This is a genomic window from Robertkochia flava (assembly GCF_020166515.1).
GTDB lineage: Bacteria > Bacteroidota > Bacteroidia > Flavobacteriales > Flavobacteriaceae > Robertkochia > Robertkochia flava.
This window is the reverse complement of the sequence record NZ_JAINZT010000002.1, coordinates 842,235-857,915: the sequence shown is the minus strand read 5'-3', so window position 1 is coordinate 857,915 and position 15,681 is coordinate 842,235. Positions and strand designations below refer to the sequence as shown.

Annotated in this window: 13 protein-coding genes; 2 read left to right on the top strand and 11 right to left on the bottom strand. The window is 45.9% G+C overall.

What is annotated here, in order from left to right:
* Positions 1-82 precede the first annotated feature (82 nt).
* Positions 83-871 (top strand): NAD(+) synthase, encoded by a 789-nt coding sequence (gene nadE, locus K7R11_RS04200; protein WP_224488898.1) that lies wholly within the window; start codon positions 83-85, stop codon positions 869-871.
* A 150-nt stretch (positions 872-1,021) separates the two neighbouring features.
* The gene (locus tag K7R11_RS04195; protein WP_224488896.1) at positions 1,022-1,651 is read left to right on the top strand and encodes a response regulator; all 630 of its coding nucleotides are present in this window, start codon (positions 1,022-1,024) and stop codon (positions 1,649-1,651) included.
* Here K7R11_RS04195 and dnaG read toward each other — a convergent pair.
* The 11 genes from dnaG to K7R11_RS04140 all read right to left on the bottom strand — a co-directional run bounded on the left by dnaG (position 1,648) and on the right by K7R11_RS04140 (position 15,654).
* Positions 1,648-3,606 (bottom strand): DNA primase, encoded by a 1,959-nt coding sequence (gene dnaG / locus K7R11_RS04190; RefSeq protein ID WP_224488895.1) that lies wholly within the window; start codon positions 3,604-3,606, stop codon positions 1,648-1,650. The two genes, K7R11_RS04195 and dnaG, sit on opposite strands and share 4 nt — an antisense overlap.
* 76 nt (positions 3,607-3,682) lie before the next feature.
* Positions 3,683-4,759, bottom strand: coding sequence for a hypothetical protein (locus K7R11_RS04185; protein WP_224488894.1), 1,077 nt, complete (start codon positions 4,757-4,759; stop codon positions 3,683-3,685).
* Positions 4,760-4,790: 31 nt separating this feature from the next.
* Positions 4,791-5,489 (bottom strand): hypothetical protein, encoded by a 699-nt coding sequence (locus tag K7R11_RS04180; protein WP_224488893.1) that lies wholly within the window; start codon positions 5,487-5,489, stop codon positions 4,791-4,793.
* Entirely contained in the window at positions 5,470-6,057 is a 588-nt protein-coding gene (locus K7R11_RS04175; RefSeq protein ID WP_224488892.1) for an RNA polymerase sigma factor, read from the bottom strand. The genes K7R11_RS04180 and K7R11_RS04175 overlap by 20 nt, the downstream gene beginning before the upstream one ends.
* Positions 6,058-6,187: 130 nt before the next feature.
* Entirely contained in the window at positions 6,188-7,165 is a 978-nt protein-coding gene (locus K7R11_RS04170; RefSeq protein ID WP_224488891.1) for a polyprenyl synthetase family protein, read from the bottom strand.
* Between the two features lie 453 nt (positions 7,166-7,618).
* Positions 7,619-8,662 (bottom strand): 23S rRNA (adenine(2503)-C(2))-methyltransferase RlmN, encoded by a 1,044-nt coding sequence (gene rlmN / locus K7R11_RS04165; RefSeq protein ID WP_224488890.1) that lies wholly within the window; start codon positions 8,660-8,662, stop codon positions 7,619-7,621.
* 130 nt (positions 8,663-8,792) lie between these two features.
* Positions 8,793-9,842, bottom strand: a complete 1,050-nt coding sequence (gene queA, locus K7R11_RS04160; protein ID WP_224488888.1) for a tRNA preQ1(34) S-adenosylmethionine ribosyltransferase-isomerase QueA — start codon at positions 9,840-9,842, stop codon at positions 8,793-8,795.
* Between the two features lie 262 nt (positions 9,843-10,104).
* A complete protein-coding gene (locus K7R11_RS04155; protein WP_224488886.1) occupies positions 10,105-11,331 on the bottom strand; it encodes a 3-phosphoshikimate 1-carboxyvinyltransferase in 1,227 nt (408 codons plus the stop codon).
* Positions 11,332-11,403: 72 nt separating this feature from the next.
* Complete coding sequence (locus K7R11_RS04150; protein WP_224488884.1) at positions 11,404-11,730, bottom strand: nucleotide pyrophosphohydrolase; 327 nt, start codon at positions 11,728-11,730, stop codon at positions 11,404-11,406.
* A gap of 4 nt (positions 11,731-11,734) precedes the next feature.
* Complete coding sequence (locus tag K7R11_RS04145; RefSeq protein WP_224488882.1) at positions 11,735-13,678, bottom strand: DUF3857 domain-containing protein; 1,944 nt, start codon at positions 13,676-13,678, stop codon at positions 11,735-11,737.
* A gap of 44 nt (positions 13,679-13,722) precedes the next feature.
* Positions 13,723-15,654 (bottom strand): DUF3857 domain-containing protein, encoded by a 1,932-nt coding sequence (locus tag K7R11_RS04140; protein WP_224488880.1) that lies wholly within the window; start codon positions 15,652-15,654, stop codon positions 13,723-13,725.
* Positions 15,655-15,681: the final 27 nt, after the last annotated feature.

The window sequence follows — 15,681 nt, the reverse complement described above, 5'->3', positions numbered from 1 at the left end:
TTGTGTAAGATTATTCGAAACCAAAAATATAAAAGGAAATCTTGTTACCCGTTTTCGGGAGCCTTAAAATTTAAAAGATCATATGAATACTGCAGCAGTAAAAGACCATATCGTACAATGGTTAAAGGATTACGCCACCCAATCGGGTATGAATGGATTTGTTATCGGAGTTTCCGGGGGAATAGACTCTGCCGTAACCTCTACTCTATGTGCCGAAACCGGACTGGATGTGCTTTGCCTTGAAATGCCTATTCACCAGGCACCTACCCAGGTAAGCCGGGCGCTGAACCATATTGAGTGGCTCAGAGAAAACTATCCTAATGTACGGATGACCCAGGTCAACCTCACCCCGGTATTCGATGCCCTTATCGCTGCCTTACCCCCGGTAGCCAACGAGGAAGAGCGCTTTATGTCTCTCGCCAATACCCGTGCCAGGCTCAGAATGACCTCCCTATATTATTTTGCCGCCCTGGAGAAACTCCTGGTGGCCGGAACAGGGAACAAGGTTGAGGATTTTGGGGTCGGATTTTTCACCAAATACGGGGATGGCGGAGTAGATCTCAGTCCTATCGCAGACCTTGTTAAAACCGAGGTGTATGCCCTGGGGGAATATATGGGTATCAATAAAGCGATCATGGAGGCCGCTCCCACCGACGGACTCTGGGGAGACGATCGTACCGACGAAGACCAGATCGGGGCCTCATACCCGGAACTGGAATGGGCTATGGAACAGGACGCCCTCGGAAAAACTCCCGGGGATTTTCAAGGCCGTAAGAAGGAAGTTTTTGAGATTTACACCCGTTTAAATCGAGCAAATAAACATAAAATGGTTCCAATTCCGGTGTGTAACATCCCTCTGAGCCTGAAATAATTACAAAATAAAAGAAAGTTTTTTCAACTATTTTGCAGAAGTATTTTTTTTAGTTATTTTTACATAAGTTTCATCCCCAATTTTCCTTCCAAGATCTTAGAATTGAGCTGGCAATGCTTTGGCTGTCTTTATAATTAAAAAAACTGCATTATGATCAAAGTATTAGTGGCCGATAATCACCCCGTTGTAAGAGAAGGGTTGAATGCTGCCTTGGGTAGCTCCGATGACTTTAATGTTATCGCAAGTGTCAGCACAACCTCAGAATTGTTTGATGCCCTTTCCAAGGAAAAACCGGACCTGGTTTTACTGGAGATGGATATTCCTGAAGTAAACGGAATCACCGCACTCAGGAAAATGAAGAAAGATTACAGCGATGTAAAGGTGTTGATTTTCAGTGCCCAGGCAGAAGATGTATACGCACTGTCCACCCTAAGGGCTGGTGCTTCAGGATATGTTTCTAAAACCGCAACGATGGACACCCTCAAAAATGCCATTAAGAAAGTGGCGGAAGGGGGTATGTTCATCACCAACGAACTCGCCCAGCGACTGGCTTTTGATGAGAGCACAAATAAACCGAGAAGATTTTTCAGAAAACTCTCTACCCGGGAGGTGGAAGTACTCAAACTTCTGGCTTCAGGAAAACGGAATAAACACGTGGCGGAAGAGCTCGGGCTAAATGAAAAAACAGTGAGTACCTATAAGGCACGTTTAATGCGAAAGCTCAATGTAGATAACATGGTAGACATGCTGCAGCAGGCCAAAGCCCTCGAACTGTATTAAAGTACGCGGTTTAATTTATTAGACAACAATCTTTTCAAATGATGGTAGTTCATGATCTCTTCCAGTAGTTCATGGCTGCCATCTTCTATTTTAAGGATCTCTCCCTGCAATTGATCTACCCGCTTATCGATCAGGTGGCATCTTAAAGAAAGTATCGTTTCACTGACCAGCTGAGCCATCCCTGCCTTTTTCTCCTTCACAAATATGTTGTTCTTATCCCAGTTGTGCAAGGCATATCTTTCGTCATCCATCAGGATGGATGACAGTTCGGAGGCCACCTCAGCTTCCACCTGGTTGAGGAAACCGTCAACGGTAAAATGTTCATTGGTGTGCATTTCCTCAATCAGTCTTACATATACCTGTCTGAAAACCGGGTTCGAAAGCTCCACTTCATCCTGCTGGAGATCCAGGTAGATCTTTTCAAAAACCCGGGCTCCATGAACTTCCGGCTCCATGACCAGTTCTCCCTTATCATCCTCCTTAAGTACCATATCCTGAAATTCACCTTCTTCCAGGCCGTAGAGTAACAACAGCTCTATGATCTTGCGTTCCAGGAATTGCTGAGCATCGACTTTTTCCACCTGTTGCTCCGACCGTACCACTTCAAAGGCCTTTTGACTCTTCTTCTGTGCCTTACCGGCTTCTGCGATCTCCTTTTTCCCTAATTGTGCCAGGCTGTTGAAAAGCACCTCTTCTGAGATGTCCATGATACGGGCACATTCCTGTATGTAAACCGTACGCTGAATATTGTCCGGGATCTTATTGATACTATGAACAATATCCCGGATCGTATCCGCCTTTTTTACCGGATCACCCTGTGCCTGATCTACAAGGACAGAAGCCTTGAACTGAATAAAATCCTTGGCGTTGGTATCCAGGAAGTATTGCAATTCTTCCGGGGAATTTTTTGTAGCAAAGCTATCGGGATCTTCTCCCTGGGGGAAGGTCACCACTTTTACATTCATACCCTGCTCCAGGATAAGGTCAATACCCCGCATCGAGGCCCTTAATCCGGCTGCATCCCCATCGAACAGCACCGTAATATTCCTGGTAAGTCTGTTGATCAGGCGGATCTGCTCGGACGTTAAGGCAGTTCCACTCGAGGCGACCACGTTGGTGATCCCGCTTTGATGGAACTGGATCACATCTGTATACCCTTCCACCAGATAGCAATTATCCAGTTTGGCAATTGCCTGTTTGGCCTGGTACAATCCGTAAAGCACTTTACTCTTATGGTAGATATCACTCTCCGGAGAATTCAGGTACTTTGCAGCCTTTTTATCATTATTCAGGATTCTCCCTCCAAAACCAAGAACACGTCCGCTCATGGAATGGATTGGGAACATGACCCTGCCTTTAAAGCGGTCGAACCTCTTCTGCTCTCCCTTTATAATGGTAAGACCGGTTTTTTCAAGAAACTCAAGCTGGTACCCTTTATCCAGAGCTGCCTTGGTAAAGGCATCCCATTCGTCAAGACAGTAACCAAGATGAAACTTTTTAATGATCTCATCCTTAAATCCACGCTCTTTAAAATAGCTCAGGCCGATCGCTTTTCCCGAGGAAGTATGATAAAGGGTTTCCTCAAAATACTCCCGGGCAAATTCAGAGACCAGGAACATACTTTCTCTTTCACTGGCCTTTTCTTTCTGCTCATCGTTCTGCTCAGTTTCTTCAATCTCGATCCCGTATTTCTTAGCCAGGTATTTAATGGCCTCAGGATAGGAAAAATGCTCGTGTTCCATGAGGAATGCCACAGCATTCCCCCCTTTCCCACTACTAAAATCCTTCCAGATCTGTTTTACCGGAGAAACCATAAAGCTCGGGGTACGTTCGTCTGTAAACGGACTCAGCCCCTTAAAATTGGAACCTGATTTTTTCAGCTGAACAAAATCGCCGATCACCTCTTCCACCCGGGCAGCGTCAAATACTTTATCTATGGTTTCTTTTGCGATCAATGGATAAGACTTTGGTTAAAAATAAGGATTCCCGCCAAAAGCGGGAATCAAAAATAAGCAATTCTAAGCAGTTTGTTTAAAGCTCCAGACGCAGTCCGAAAGCGATGTTATGCTGATCCGGATTCGGATCCTTGAACAGGGTATTGAGCTCATAGCGGGTATAAAGGGTAAGATCTCCAAATCCTACGTACCCCGCTAATCCGTAGATGGTGTTACTGGTGTTGTAGTTGTTCTTGAGTTTATCTTTGGAGCGATCCCCATCGATCTTGTATTTCAATTTCTGCCGGGTACTGTAATTCAGTCCGAAATACCCTCCTAAACCAACCCTGAACTTTCTTCGGGTACTGTACCGGAAATAATCATCTCTGTCGATGCGCTTTGAAGGGCCCATTTCAAAATAGACAGGTATTACGATATTATCCATACGCAGTTTGGACTTATCGAGATTCCCCGGAAAAGGCTCCAGGACGGTCAGGTCGCCATCCCGTACAAAGTAGTTATCATCCTCGGGTTTAAATCCGTTGAATTGGAAGTTAAGTCCATAGACCAACCTTAACCAGTTACTTTCCCGGAATACCCGGGTTTTAAACTGCCAGCCTATCTCGAAGAATTTACTCCCCCCTATGCGATAAGGACTATCATCAAGGGAGCCGCCTTCAGGGATCACATTGTTAAATCCTGCGGCCAGTACCAGATCACTCGTTGTTCTTCTGTCATATCGCTTTGGTCCGGAGCAGGGAAAACACTCATCAAATCCCACAATTTGCAGCCAGTCTTCCTCTTCCCTGATATCTATCTTTAAAAACCCATCGGAGGTCCCTACGAATTCTCCCCGTTTCACCAGGGCAATCTTATTGTCGAGGATAGCTGTTCTGTTCTCAATATTGCGGGCCGTATTGCGGGCAGCCTCCTCCTTCTTTACCTTGGCTTCTTCCGGAGTCAGCTGGCCATCTTCAACCATTTGATCGATTTCGGCCACCTTTTCCTTAAGCAGAGACCGCTCTTCTTCTATCATTCGCTCCCTGGCCTCTTCCAGACGCTCGAGTCGCGCCTTTATGGCCGGAGTTATTTCCACCTCAGCTTCCTGGGCTTCCAGGGGCTGAACAATACTCAACAGGACCGCAATTGCGGTAAACACTTTAATTCTAAACATGATTTTGGGTTATTGATTAATGAATGAACTATTAGTTTCCATCGGCAACAGCCGAGCGTAATCTTACAAGACCTTTCTTTAAGGCTTCCAGCGCCCTGTCCTTAAAATTCTGATCCAGCTCTTCTTCCACATCCTCCAGCAGAGCAGCTGCACTAACGGTAACAGACATGGGGGCGTCTTCCTGCCTGAGATCAGCCCGGGCTTGAGCCAAAAGTGCATCAACCTCCTTCTCGGTCACCCCACCGGCATGATCAGCCTTCCTTACAGGTGGTATCCACCGCAACCTCTGATCAGACTTCAGAGTGTTTACTACAGTAACTCCATCTATCCTGTTTTGAGTATGACTCCCGGGGTTCTCCTCGGTTGTAACCAGGGTAGATCCGGGCGCCGCGTTATCGGCAATACGAACCCCCTGATCAACAGGATTACGCTGCGGGGTTTCCAACGGAAGGGATTTTTTATGTGGTTGCGGGGTTTCCTCAGCCGGAGCTTTCTCAACAACCACCACCTTATGCACAGGGGTGGAACGGAACAGCATGGCACCGGAAAGCAGTAAAAATCCCGCTACCGTTGCCGCGGCAATAAACCGCAGGTACCTCCCTGAAATCAACGGAGGCTGAGCAGGCTTGTCCAGCTTACCTTCGAGCTTTTCCCAGGCCGATGGCGACGGAGTAATTTCCCGTTGCTCCAATAGGTTTTTTACGCGATTATCAAATTCTTCCGACCTCATATATTTCTGGTTTTAATTCGGCCAGTTTACCTTGTAATTGTTTCCGGGCCTTAAATAACTGTGTCTTTGATGTACTTACAGAAATACCAAGGGCTTCTGCGATCTCCTGGTGGGAATAACCCTCTACTGCATACATCAGGAAAACCGTACGATACCCTTCCGGCATTTGATCGATCAGCATCTGTAAGAGCTCTGTTTCGAAATACCCCGGAACCTCCAGTTCCTGCATCCGTGGAAGTGGTTCGCATGTGGTAAGATCCACAAATTGCTCCGGCCTGCTTTTTCGCAAATGATCTATACACTGTCTTACCATGATCCTTCGGATCCACCCTTCAAAACTACCCTCGTTACGGTAAGAGGAAAGGCTTTTAAAGACTTTGAAAAATCCCGTCACCATGACATCTTCAGCATACTGAAGATCGCTTACGTAACTTCGGCAAACACTGAGCATCTTAGGAGCATAACGCCTGTAGATCTCATTCTGAGCCTCTCGGTTACCTCCTGTCGCCTTACGTATAAGTTGCGCCGGATCGTGATGCAGGTTGATGACTTTCAAAAGCGGTTTCATTTGGTCTTCTATTTATATAGACGGGAATGAAAGGAAAATGGTTGCCCGGGAACATGATTTTTTTTCATGCTCCTTTATTAATAGAAGGAAAAGAAGTGAAATTGTTACAGCTGTTCAGGCAATTTAACCTTTACTTTTTGCGCTCGATCACATAATTGACCATCAGCTCCAGCGCTTCCCGAAAAGGAGATGTAGGATAAGTATGCAAAATATCGAGTGCCTCTTTTTGAAAGCCTATCATTTTTTGTTCTGCATAATCAAGACCGCCTGAAGTTTTTACGTAGGAGATCAGTTCATTAACCCTGCGTTTGTTCTTATTGTGGTTCTTAACGGAATTAATGATCCATCGCCTTTTATCGGGTGCCGCCTGGTTCAGGGCATAGATCAGGGGCAGGGTCATCTTTTGCTCCTTAATATCGATCCCTGTGGGCTTCCCTATCGGTCCATCCGTATAATCAAAGAGATCATCTTTGATCTGAAAAGCCATTCCTATCAGCTCTCCAAACTTCCGCATCTTCTCCACCTCAACCTGGTCTTCGGCCACAGAACACGCTCCCAAAGAACAGCACGCAGCAATCAGCGTCGCCGTTTTCTGCCTGATGATCTCATAGTACACCTCTTCGGTTATATCCAGTCTTCTCGCTTTCTCGATCTGCAGGAGCTCACCTTCACTCATCTCCCGTACCGCAACGGATATAATCTTTAACAGATCAAAATCTCCGTAATCTATGGAAAGTAACAAGCCCTTGGACAACAGGTAGTCTCCAACCAGGACAGCGATCTTGTTTTTCCAGAGCGCATTGATCGAGAAAAAGCCTCTTCGGCGATTACTGTCGTCCACCACATCATCATGGACAAGGGTAGCCGTGTGTATCAGTTCTATAACAGATGCCCCGCGATAGGTACGTTCATTAACCCGCCCTCCGGAGACCATCTTGGCTACCAGAAAGACGAACATTGGGCGCATTTGCTTCCCCTTACGGTTAACGATGTAATGCGAGATTCGGTTCAGCAGAGCTACCCTCGAAGACATTGAATCATAGAACTTCTTTTCAAAGAGTTCCATTTCTTCATGGATGGGCTGCTTTATTTGCTCTACTACCTTCATTCAGACTTCAAATATAAGCTAATGCGCAATTATTGAATAATTAATTCATACAGATTATATGCATCTTATAAAATAGCTTTCATCCCTGTTATCCCAACTCCTGCAGCGAATCTCCCTTCCATACCCCACTCTTCGCACTCCACAGAACAAAGACCTTACGAGAGAAGAACCCCTGGGCAGGCCTGGCTTTTAAAATCGTTAGAAACTGAAGATCGTAAAAGCCGAGTCCCCCCCCTTAAAGCCTGGCATCAAAAACAGGATTGATAAAATACAGGATAGCACACCCGGACAGTCCGGGAAAGACAGAACCTCCTACGTATTTAATTGTTCCATAAGTGATGCTAAAGACTTAAGAAAAATCAGGAAAATAAGAAGGGAAAACAGTACAAGCACCCGGAAACAACTCCGAATAAGGCAAATAATACGATTGGGGGAATTCCTGGATAAACAAGGCTAAGCCTGCTTGTTGGCCAGCTGGCCGCAGGCAGCGTCGATATCTTTTCCGCGGCTGCGTCTTACCGTTACCGTAATGCCATTGCTTTCGAGCGTCTTTTTGTACATTTCAATGGCACTGAAATCTGCCTGTTTGAAATGTTCATCTCCTATGGGGTTATATTCGATGAGATTCACCTTGGAAGGAGCAAAACGACAAAACTGAACCAGTGCTTTCACATCTTCAGGCCTGTCATTAATCCCTTTCCAGACCACATATTCATAGGTGATCCTGCTTTTTGTCTTATCGTACCAATGCTGGAGGGCATCGCGTAGTTCCTGAAGGGGAAAGTGTTCGTTAAAAGGCATGATAGCGGTTCTCACCTCGTCAATTGCAGAGTGCAGGGACACTGCCAGCTTAAACTTGACCTGGTCATCTGCCAGTTTCCGGATCATTTTGGGCACTCCGGAAGTAGAAACTGTAATACGTCGGGGCGACATGCCAAGACCTTCCTTGGAGGTGATCTTTTCAATGGCCTTCAAGACATTGTTATAATTCATCAGTGGCTCTCCCATCCCCATGAAAACGATATTGCTAAGGGGGCGGTCAAAGTATAGCCTGCTTTCATTATCAATTGCAACCACCTGGTCATAGATCTCATCCGGATTCAGGTTGCGCATGCGCTTAAGCCTGGCAGTTGCACAGAACTTACAATCGAGGCTACACCCCACCTGACTGGAAACACAAGCGGTGGTTCGGGTGGGCGTGGGTATCAGTACAGATTCTACTACCAGCCCGTCATGCAGGCGCACCGCATTCTTTATGGTGCCATCACTACTGCGCTGCATCTGGTCTACACGGATATGGTTGATCACAAAATTAGCTTCCAGCATTTCCCGTGTTTCCAGCGACAGATTCGTCATTTCTTCAAAAGAATGGGCAGACTTGATCCACAACCATTCATACACCTGATTGCCGCGGAAAGCCTTATCTCCCCTGGAGATGAAAAAATCCCTTAACTGTTCGCGGGTCAATGCCCTGATATCTTTTTTAGTAGTCTGCATAATGCTGCAAAGATAGGTGATTTAAATGCGTATTTAAAACCGGGGTAATTCCCTGATTCCGGGGTGTCATCCGGATAAAAAAAGCCCCGGCATCTTACCGGGGCTTTTCTACAGAATCTATTACTTTATCTTACAGGATAAGCATGGCATCTCCGTAAGAGTAGAATTTATATTTTTCCTTCACCGCTTCCTTATAGGCCTTCATGATGAGGTCATGGCCGGCAAAGGCCGAAACCATCATCAACAAGGTTGATTTTGGCGTATGGAAATTAGTCACCATACAATCGGCAATACTGAACTCATATGGAGGAAAGATAAACTTATTGGTCCATCCCTCATAAGGATTCAGGGTATGTTCTGAAGAAACCGAGCTTTCCAGTCCGCGCATAACCGTAGTTCCGATCGCACAGACTTTTCGTTTGTTCTTCTTGGCCTTGTTCACTACATCAGCGGCTTTATCCGCAATAAAGAGTTCTTCACTATCCATTTTGTGCTTGGAAAGATCCTCCACCTCTACAGGGTTAAAGGTTCCGAGACCTACGTGCAGCGTTAATTCCGCAAAATCGATCCCTTTGATCTCCAGTCTTTTTAGCAAATGCTTGGAGAAATGCAGTCCGGCAGTTGGAGCGGCAACCGCCCCCTCTTCTTTGGCATATATGGTCTGGTAGCGCTCTTCGTCTTCGGGCTCTACCTCCCGCTTAATATATTTAGGCAGGGGAGTCTCTCCGAGTTCATTAAGTTTCTTTCTGAACTCCTCATAGGATCCGTCGTAGAGAAATCTCAGGGTTCTTCCTCTGGAGGTGGTATTATCGATCACCTCTGCAACCAGGCTTTCATCCTCTCCGAAGTACAGTTTGTTTCCGATACGGATCTTTCTGGCAGGATCCACCAGAACATCCCAAAGTCGTTGCTCTACATTGAGCTCACGAAGCAGAAACACCTCAATACGGGCCCCGGTTTTTTCTTTATTACCAAACAATCGCGCCGGAAATACTTTGGTATTATTCAACACCATAACATCGCCTTCGTCAAAATAATCGATAAGGTCTTTAAACATCTTGTGCTCGATCTTTCCATCCTTGCGATGAATGACCATCAGCCGGGCTTCATCCCGGTTTTCAGAGGGGTATTCGGCCAGCAGTTCTTTGGGGAGATCAAAATTAAAATGTGATAACTTCATAGACATTTTTTATTTACAGCACCTGTCCTTCCCATGCTTATAACAAGAGCCCCGGCGACACAGGGGTACAAGGACTGTATCAGGAAAATTATACGTTATACTGTTTTTCTTACAGCTATCGCGCGGGCGGGCACAAATATACGATATCAGAACAGGGGTTGTCAAGGAAATCAATAATTATTTCCCGCACAAGACATTAGAGAAATTAAACTTCTTCCCTTTTCGCTTCCCCTAAGATTCCCGGGCCGGAACATCTGCTCTGTCAGACCTCCTCGATCCGGAATCCGAGGGCTTTCAGATCGTTCCAGAAATCAGGATAGGATTTGGAAACCACTCCCGCATCATTTATAATTACAGGAACCTTAATAGCCAGGGGAGCAAAAGCCATGGCCATACGATGATCGTTATACGTATCTACAGCAACCTCAGGGACAATGGTCCCGCCGGGCTCCAGGATAAGTTCGTTATCGGTAACGCTGATGTTAGCCCCCAGTTTACTGAGTTCTTGTTTTAAGGCTTCAAGACGGTCCGTTTCCTTGATCTTAAGGGTATGCAACCCGGTAAGATGACACCCCATTCCTTTAGCAAAACAGCTCACCGCGATGGTTTGTGCAATATCAGGTGCATCTGCAAGGTCAAGGGTAATGCGTTCCGGGACCTGCATTGCATCCTCCTTTTCGAGCATCAGCTGGTGATCAGAAAAGGCAGATTTCACCCCAAATTCCTTATAGATCTCCTGAAGCACGCTATCGCCCTGTAAACTGTCGGATTTGTAACTTTCTATACCGAGGGAAGCTTCCCGGCAGATGGCAGCGATACTGTAAAAATAGGACGCTGAACTCCAGTCTGATTCCACAGTCAGAACTTTTTCAGCACAGGCCGGTAGCGGTGCAACCCTGATGACCCCATCTTTAAAACTGGTTTCGGCACCGATCTCTTCCAAAAGAGCAAGGGTCATCCGTATGTAGGGTACGGAGGTGATTTTCCCCTCAAGATGGAGTTCCAGGCCTTGTGGTAAACCCGGAGCGATGAGAAGCAGGGCCGAAATATACTGGCTACTCACATTGGCTGCCATGGATACCACAGACTTTCCAAGGCGCTTTCCCCTGATACGTAATGGAGGATAACCCGGTTGCCCGGCATAGGTAATATCGGCTCCCAAAGACTTTAGGGCATCGACCAGGATCGATATGGGTCGCTCGGTCATTCGCTGAGACCCTGTAAGTAACACCTCTGCACCTTCCTTAGCAGCAAAGTAGGCGGTTAAGAATCGCATCGCGGTTCCCGCATGATGGATATCAACGGTACCACCGGCAGACCGAAGCCCCTCACGCATGACCCGGCTATCATCAGAATTGGACAAATTATTCAACTCCAGGTTCTTGTATAATGCCTGTAAAAGCAGCAGTCTGTTGCTTTCACTTTTGGAACCTGTTACTCGGATCGTTCCATGGATCGATTCTTTGGGGAATGTTAGCCTTAACTTCAATTTTTATTGCTTTTTGGTACAGGTGGATAAAAATAAAAAAGATTCCCGCCGAAGCGGGAATCTCAATGCAATTTATTTAAGTTTTTCATTGTTGTGATGCCTTTGATGATCCCGCCTGGTTTTCTTATCCATCTTACGGTCAAAAGCCTCCTGAAGATCGATGCCCGTTTGGTTGGCCAGACAAAGTACTACAAAAACCACATCGGCCAATTCTTCCCCAAGGTCCTTATCCTTATCGCTCTCCTTTTCACTTTGCTCCCCGTATCGCCTGGCGATGATCCGGGCTACTTCTCCTACTTCCTCGGTAAGCTGGGCCATATTGGTAAGTTCATTAAAGTAACGAACCCCGTGTTCTTTGATCCATTCATCAACCGCCAGCTGGGCATCCTTAATATCCATATAATCACACTTTTGATAGTACTACCTTTTCTGATTCTTTTTTAATAACCTCTCCGTAGAACCCTCTAATATAATCGTAGTATTCTGACGGCACAAGGTCCATATTGATCTCGGAGATCACCCTTAGCTGCAGCATATTACCCTGGTTTACGATATGATACATGAAGCTTCCGAGGTTATCCGGAAGCACAAATTTAGCACTTTCCGGAAGAGATTCCACCTGATACCCTTCAGGAATGATATAGCTGATGTTATATGTAAAGGATTTAGGAAAGACAAAATCGATAGGATAGGTTCTGGTTTCTGAAGTAAAGGGATTCTCTGATGTGGAAAAGAACATCATGGGCGACAAAAAGATCTTTCCGGAGATCTGCTCTACAGCCACGTCTTTATGGAAATCATAATTTTCTACGACGGGCTTATAAGGATTCTTCAGATTTTCCACTGCGTAATTTCCGATCTCTATACCTGAAAGTTCATTCTCCAGATCTTCCAGGTATTCTTCTTCGGCCACATTAACGTATTCATTTCTGAAACCATAAGCCCTGTGGTTGGTATAATGTCTTCTTATTTTGCCATCGGCGCTGCCATCCTCATGAAGCTCCACACTTAGACTCACTACACTTTGTGCTTTTTGTGAAGGACTCAGGTCGATAGAAACCGAACTTCCATCTTCCCGGATCAGTCTTCCGTTCCAGTTCAGCACCCGATATGGAAGTATGTTCGGAACCGACAGTTTGGAGGTCGCATCAAGCAAGACCACCTTGTTCTCCATTTCCACAGCAACCACGACATAATTAAATCCGTCTGAGGTCGGGAAGATCGGTATCCCGTGCGATTTGGTACTTACCAGAACCGGGTTGGCCTTCAAACCGGCATATCGCAACATCCCGGTAAGCATGATATTGATATCGGCTACATTACCTGTTCCCTCCTTGTAAGCCTTGCGCACTCCATTACTGCATAGATACCCGTACCGATCATTCCAGTTCACTTTAGATTTAACGAATTCAAAGACCACTCCGATCCTTTCTAAGGCTCCGGGCGCTTTCTGCAGCAGCGGATCGAGTTCATCCTTGAAATACCCATCCTTGCGCAGTTCGGTCTCCAGACCGCTGTCGTAGATATTTTTGGTCACGTCCTCCCAGGTCTGGGTGAAACTCTTGTAATACGATCCGGGGATATTGATATTGGAAAGCTCAAAATTTACTCCCGACCTGTAGTTATCAATATTATCCACATAGGCCTCCTCCTTTAAGGAAGGGATATTATTCCGGTTAAAGGTATAAAGAACATCGGTGGTTTCGGTGGAAGGGTTATTTTTCCGGGAGGTTTCCGCATTGATAAAATAGTACCCCTTATTCCGGGTATTAAAGGTAAAGTAATCGGGAGCACTGAAGCTGGCTTCCAGTTTATTCACCGGAATACCATACTGAAACCTGAATGGATCAATATTGAAGAAATAAGAGGAGTGTACCTTATACTTGATCTCAAGCACAGAACCTTCCTTTACCTTAGGCATGGTAAAGGTAATTTTACGCCTGTACTCATTGATCTCCTCTTCAAAAATATCATCCTTATCCAGCTTATTTTCCTCTACACTCCCGTCTTCCAGGTTGTAGGTATAGGCCCGCAGTCCTGAAAGCACCTCAGCTCCGTTGTTCCCATCGTACAGATATATGGAAAATTCAGCATAGGGGAATCCTTCATCAGAGTAGATCTTGACCCGTTTCTGGATCTCGGTAGTCAGGGATATTTCCCCCCCGGTTACCGTGTAGTAGGAGTTTCTGTAATCGTAGAGGTAGGCTGCTTCTGCCTCCTTTTCAATAGGGTGTTCCTTTTCCAGAAGTTCAGCTTCAGAAACCTTTCTGAACTTGAAGTTCTGGGCATTCCCTGTTGCCACGGCTAAAACCGCAAGCAGGATGGTGCAGGTAGATAGTAGTTTCATGGTTAGGTAAAGTTTATGGTGGATATGATTAATTCTCGGGAAATTTAATTTTGAGCTAGTTCTCCATTGGGAACCAGCAGGATCTTTGCCTGATCTGAGGAACGGACCTTTTTAAGAAAGTTCCGGAATTCCCCGTATTTTTCTTTCGGATAGGACCCATTTTTTAGTAAAAAAGACCTTTTATAAGTAAGGGTGCCATCTTCATTGGCCTTGCAGGAAATGGCATAATCCCCGAATTCGGTCTTCAGACTAACGCTGTCAGGTATGCTTTCGGGGCGATACCCCTCAGGGAGATGAAAGGTATATTCATCCGTATGCAGTTTACCTCTGTTAACCTGGAAAGGCAGCTTCCGGTTTCTGTAACGATCCGGCAGTTCCACCTTCCTGTTAAAGACATTTAAACTCAGTAACAACTGCTCACCGGCCTTTGACATATAACTGCCTACCTCAACCTCAAGGTTTTCAGTCAGCACGACGGCATCCCTGTCATTTTGATGCGAGTAGCTGTCCAGTCGGAACCCGTTGAGATAGGGCCAGAAGTTGGCATACCACTCTTTCATATCACTTTCATCTCTTATCATTTCCCACTTGGGGAAATAATGATCATACTCGATACCCTCGGCGGTGAGCTCAAGGGAAGCTTCCAGAGCGCCGTTGTCATACAGGTAACACTCAGCTTTTGTGTCCAGTCGGTTATCACTATCGAGATAGGCCACGGTTCGCTCCAGCCTTCCTCCCGCCGGAGTAATTACCAATACATTTCTGTTATCGGTAAAATCGCCTATAAATCCAAAAGGATGAATTTTAGAAGTACAGTCACTCCAGATATATCCCTCCTTATAGGGGATGGCGAGAATAACATGGTCTCCGGCAGCAAGACTCGCAAAATCCTCTGAAAAGCTCTGCATGGCATTACCCGACTCCACATGAACATAATAAGCCTCCACGCCTACAGCATTTAAAAGTGCAATGGTATAGTTGGTAAGTCCCTTACAGTCTCCGTATTTTACATCGTCGACCTCTATGGCTGCTATAGGCTGGATACCTCCAATGCCTACCTGCACACTGATATACCTGGTTTGCTCCTGGACGTAGTTATAAACGATCTTGCTTTTTTCATAAATATCATCAATGCCCTCGGTAAGCGCCCTGACCTCTTCAATGGATTGACCGCTTAATTCCTGTCTGCCCGCAAGAATTTCCTTGTACATCCAACTGCCAAGCTGTTCCCAATTGGCGGCGTAACCTTCCCTGCCCTCCAGGTGAAACTGATTCATGGCTACCTCTATATTTGGAACCACCTCGCTAAACTGAGGAGCATAATCTTCCCGCTTAACAGAGGTTAACCCCCTGGCCTCATAATAAAGTCGCCCGGGTTGCACTTCCTTTTTTATGTCCAACCCCTGCACATTGCTCTCCAGTACCCTTGGCGCTTCCATTTCCGGGGTGTAGTGAAGTTCATAGGAGGCAAACTCCGTGCTGATCCCATAACCCGAAAGGAAATAAAAACGAGGCAGATAACTGGTATTAGAGGTGGTACTCTCAAAAGAAAATTCCATGGTAAAAGGATAGGTTACCGGAGTATAATCCAGATACAGCACACGGCTGTCTGAGTACATGGTGCCACCGCTGACTGCACTCACATCCTTAAAATCCTTTTTGCGAAACTTATCGATCTCCTCGCCGTTCCTGTCATAGACAATGGCTTCCATACTCTTAATACGGATGGCATCATTGTAGTAGGCGAAAGCATTTAAGTAGCCCAGCCCATCTTTATCGAAGACGGTAATTGCCCACCTGATCCCGGCCTTGAGCTTATCCCGGGCCTCAACCTCATAAGAAGCCTTGTAATTGCGCACTACGGCATTTGCATTGTATTTTAAACTATCAGGAATAAGGGAAGTACGGTAATCCTGAGCGGTTGCAGCAGATAATACAACCAAACTCAGAATAAAAGACAAATAGAATCTAACCATTGTTGCAGATGATGATGGGCCTGCAAA

What these genes read in the sequence shown, in the direction of transcription:
- K7R11_RS04170 (WP_224488891.1), bottom strand. Translation starts at nt 7,165, where the DNA reads ATGAAGGTAGTAGAGCAAATAAAGCAGCCCATCCATGAAGAAATGGAA.
- K7R11_RS04145 (WP_224488882.1), bottom strand. Translation starts at nt 13,678, where the DNA reads ATGAAACTACTATCTACCTGCACCATCCTGCTTGCGGTTTTAGCCGTG.
- rlmN (WP_224488890.1), bottom strand. Translation starts at nt 8,662, where the DNA reads ATGCAGACTACTAAAAAAGATATCAGGGCATTGACCCGCGAACAGTTA.
- K7R11_RS04180 (WP_224488893.1), bottom strand. Translation starts at nt 5,489, where the DNA reads ATGAGGTCGGAAGAATTTGATAATCGCGTAAAAAACCTATTGGAGCAA.
- K7R11_RS04175 (WP_224488892.1), bottom strand. Translation starts at nt 6,057, where the DNA reads ATGAAACCGCTTTTGAAAGTCATCAACCTGCATCACGATCCGGCGCAA.
- K7R11_RS04185 (WP_224488894.1), bottom strand. Translation starts at nt 4,759, where the DNA reads ATGTTTAGAATTAAAGTGTTTACCGCAATTGCGGTCCTGTTGAGTATT.
- queA (WP_224488888.1), bottom strand. Translation starts at nt 9,842, where the DNA reads ATGAAGTTATCACATTTTAATTTTGATCTCCCCAAAGAACTGCTGGCC.
- K7R11_RS04150 (WP_224488884.1), bottom strand. Translation starts at nt 11,730, where the DNA reads ATGGATATTAAGGATGCCCAGCTGGCGGTTGATGAATGGATCAAAGAA.
- nadE (WP_224488898.1), top strand. Translation starts at nt 83, where the DNA reads ATGAATACTGCAGCAGTAAAAGACCATATCGTACAATGGTTAAAGGAT.
- K7R11_RS04195 (WP_224488896.1), top strand. Translation starts at nt 1,022, where the DNA reads ATGATCAAAGTATTAGTGGCCGATAATCACCCCGTTGTAAGAGAAGGG.
- K7R11_RS04140 (WP_224488880.1), bottom strand. Translation starts at nt 15,654, where the DNA reads ATGGTTAGATTCTATTTGTCTTTTATTCTGAGTTTGGTTGTATTATCT.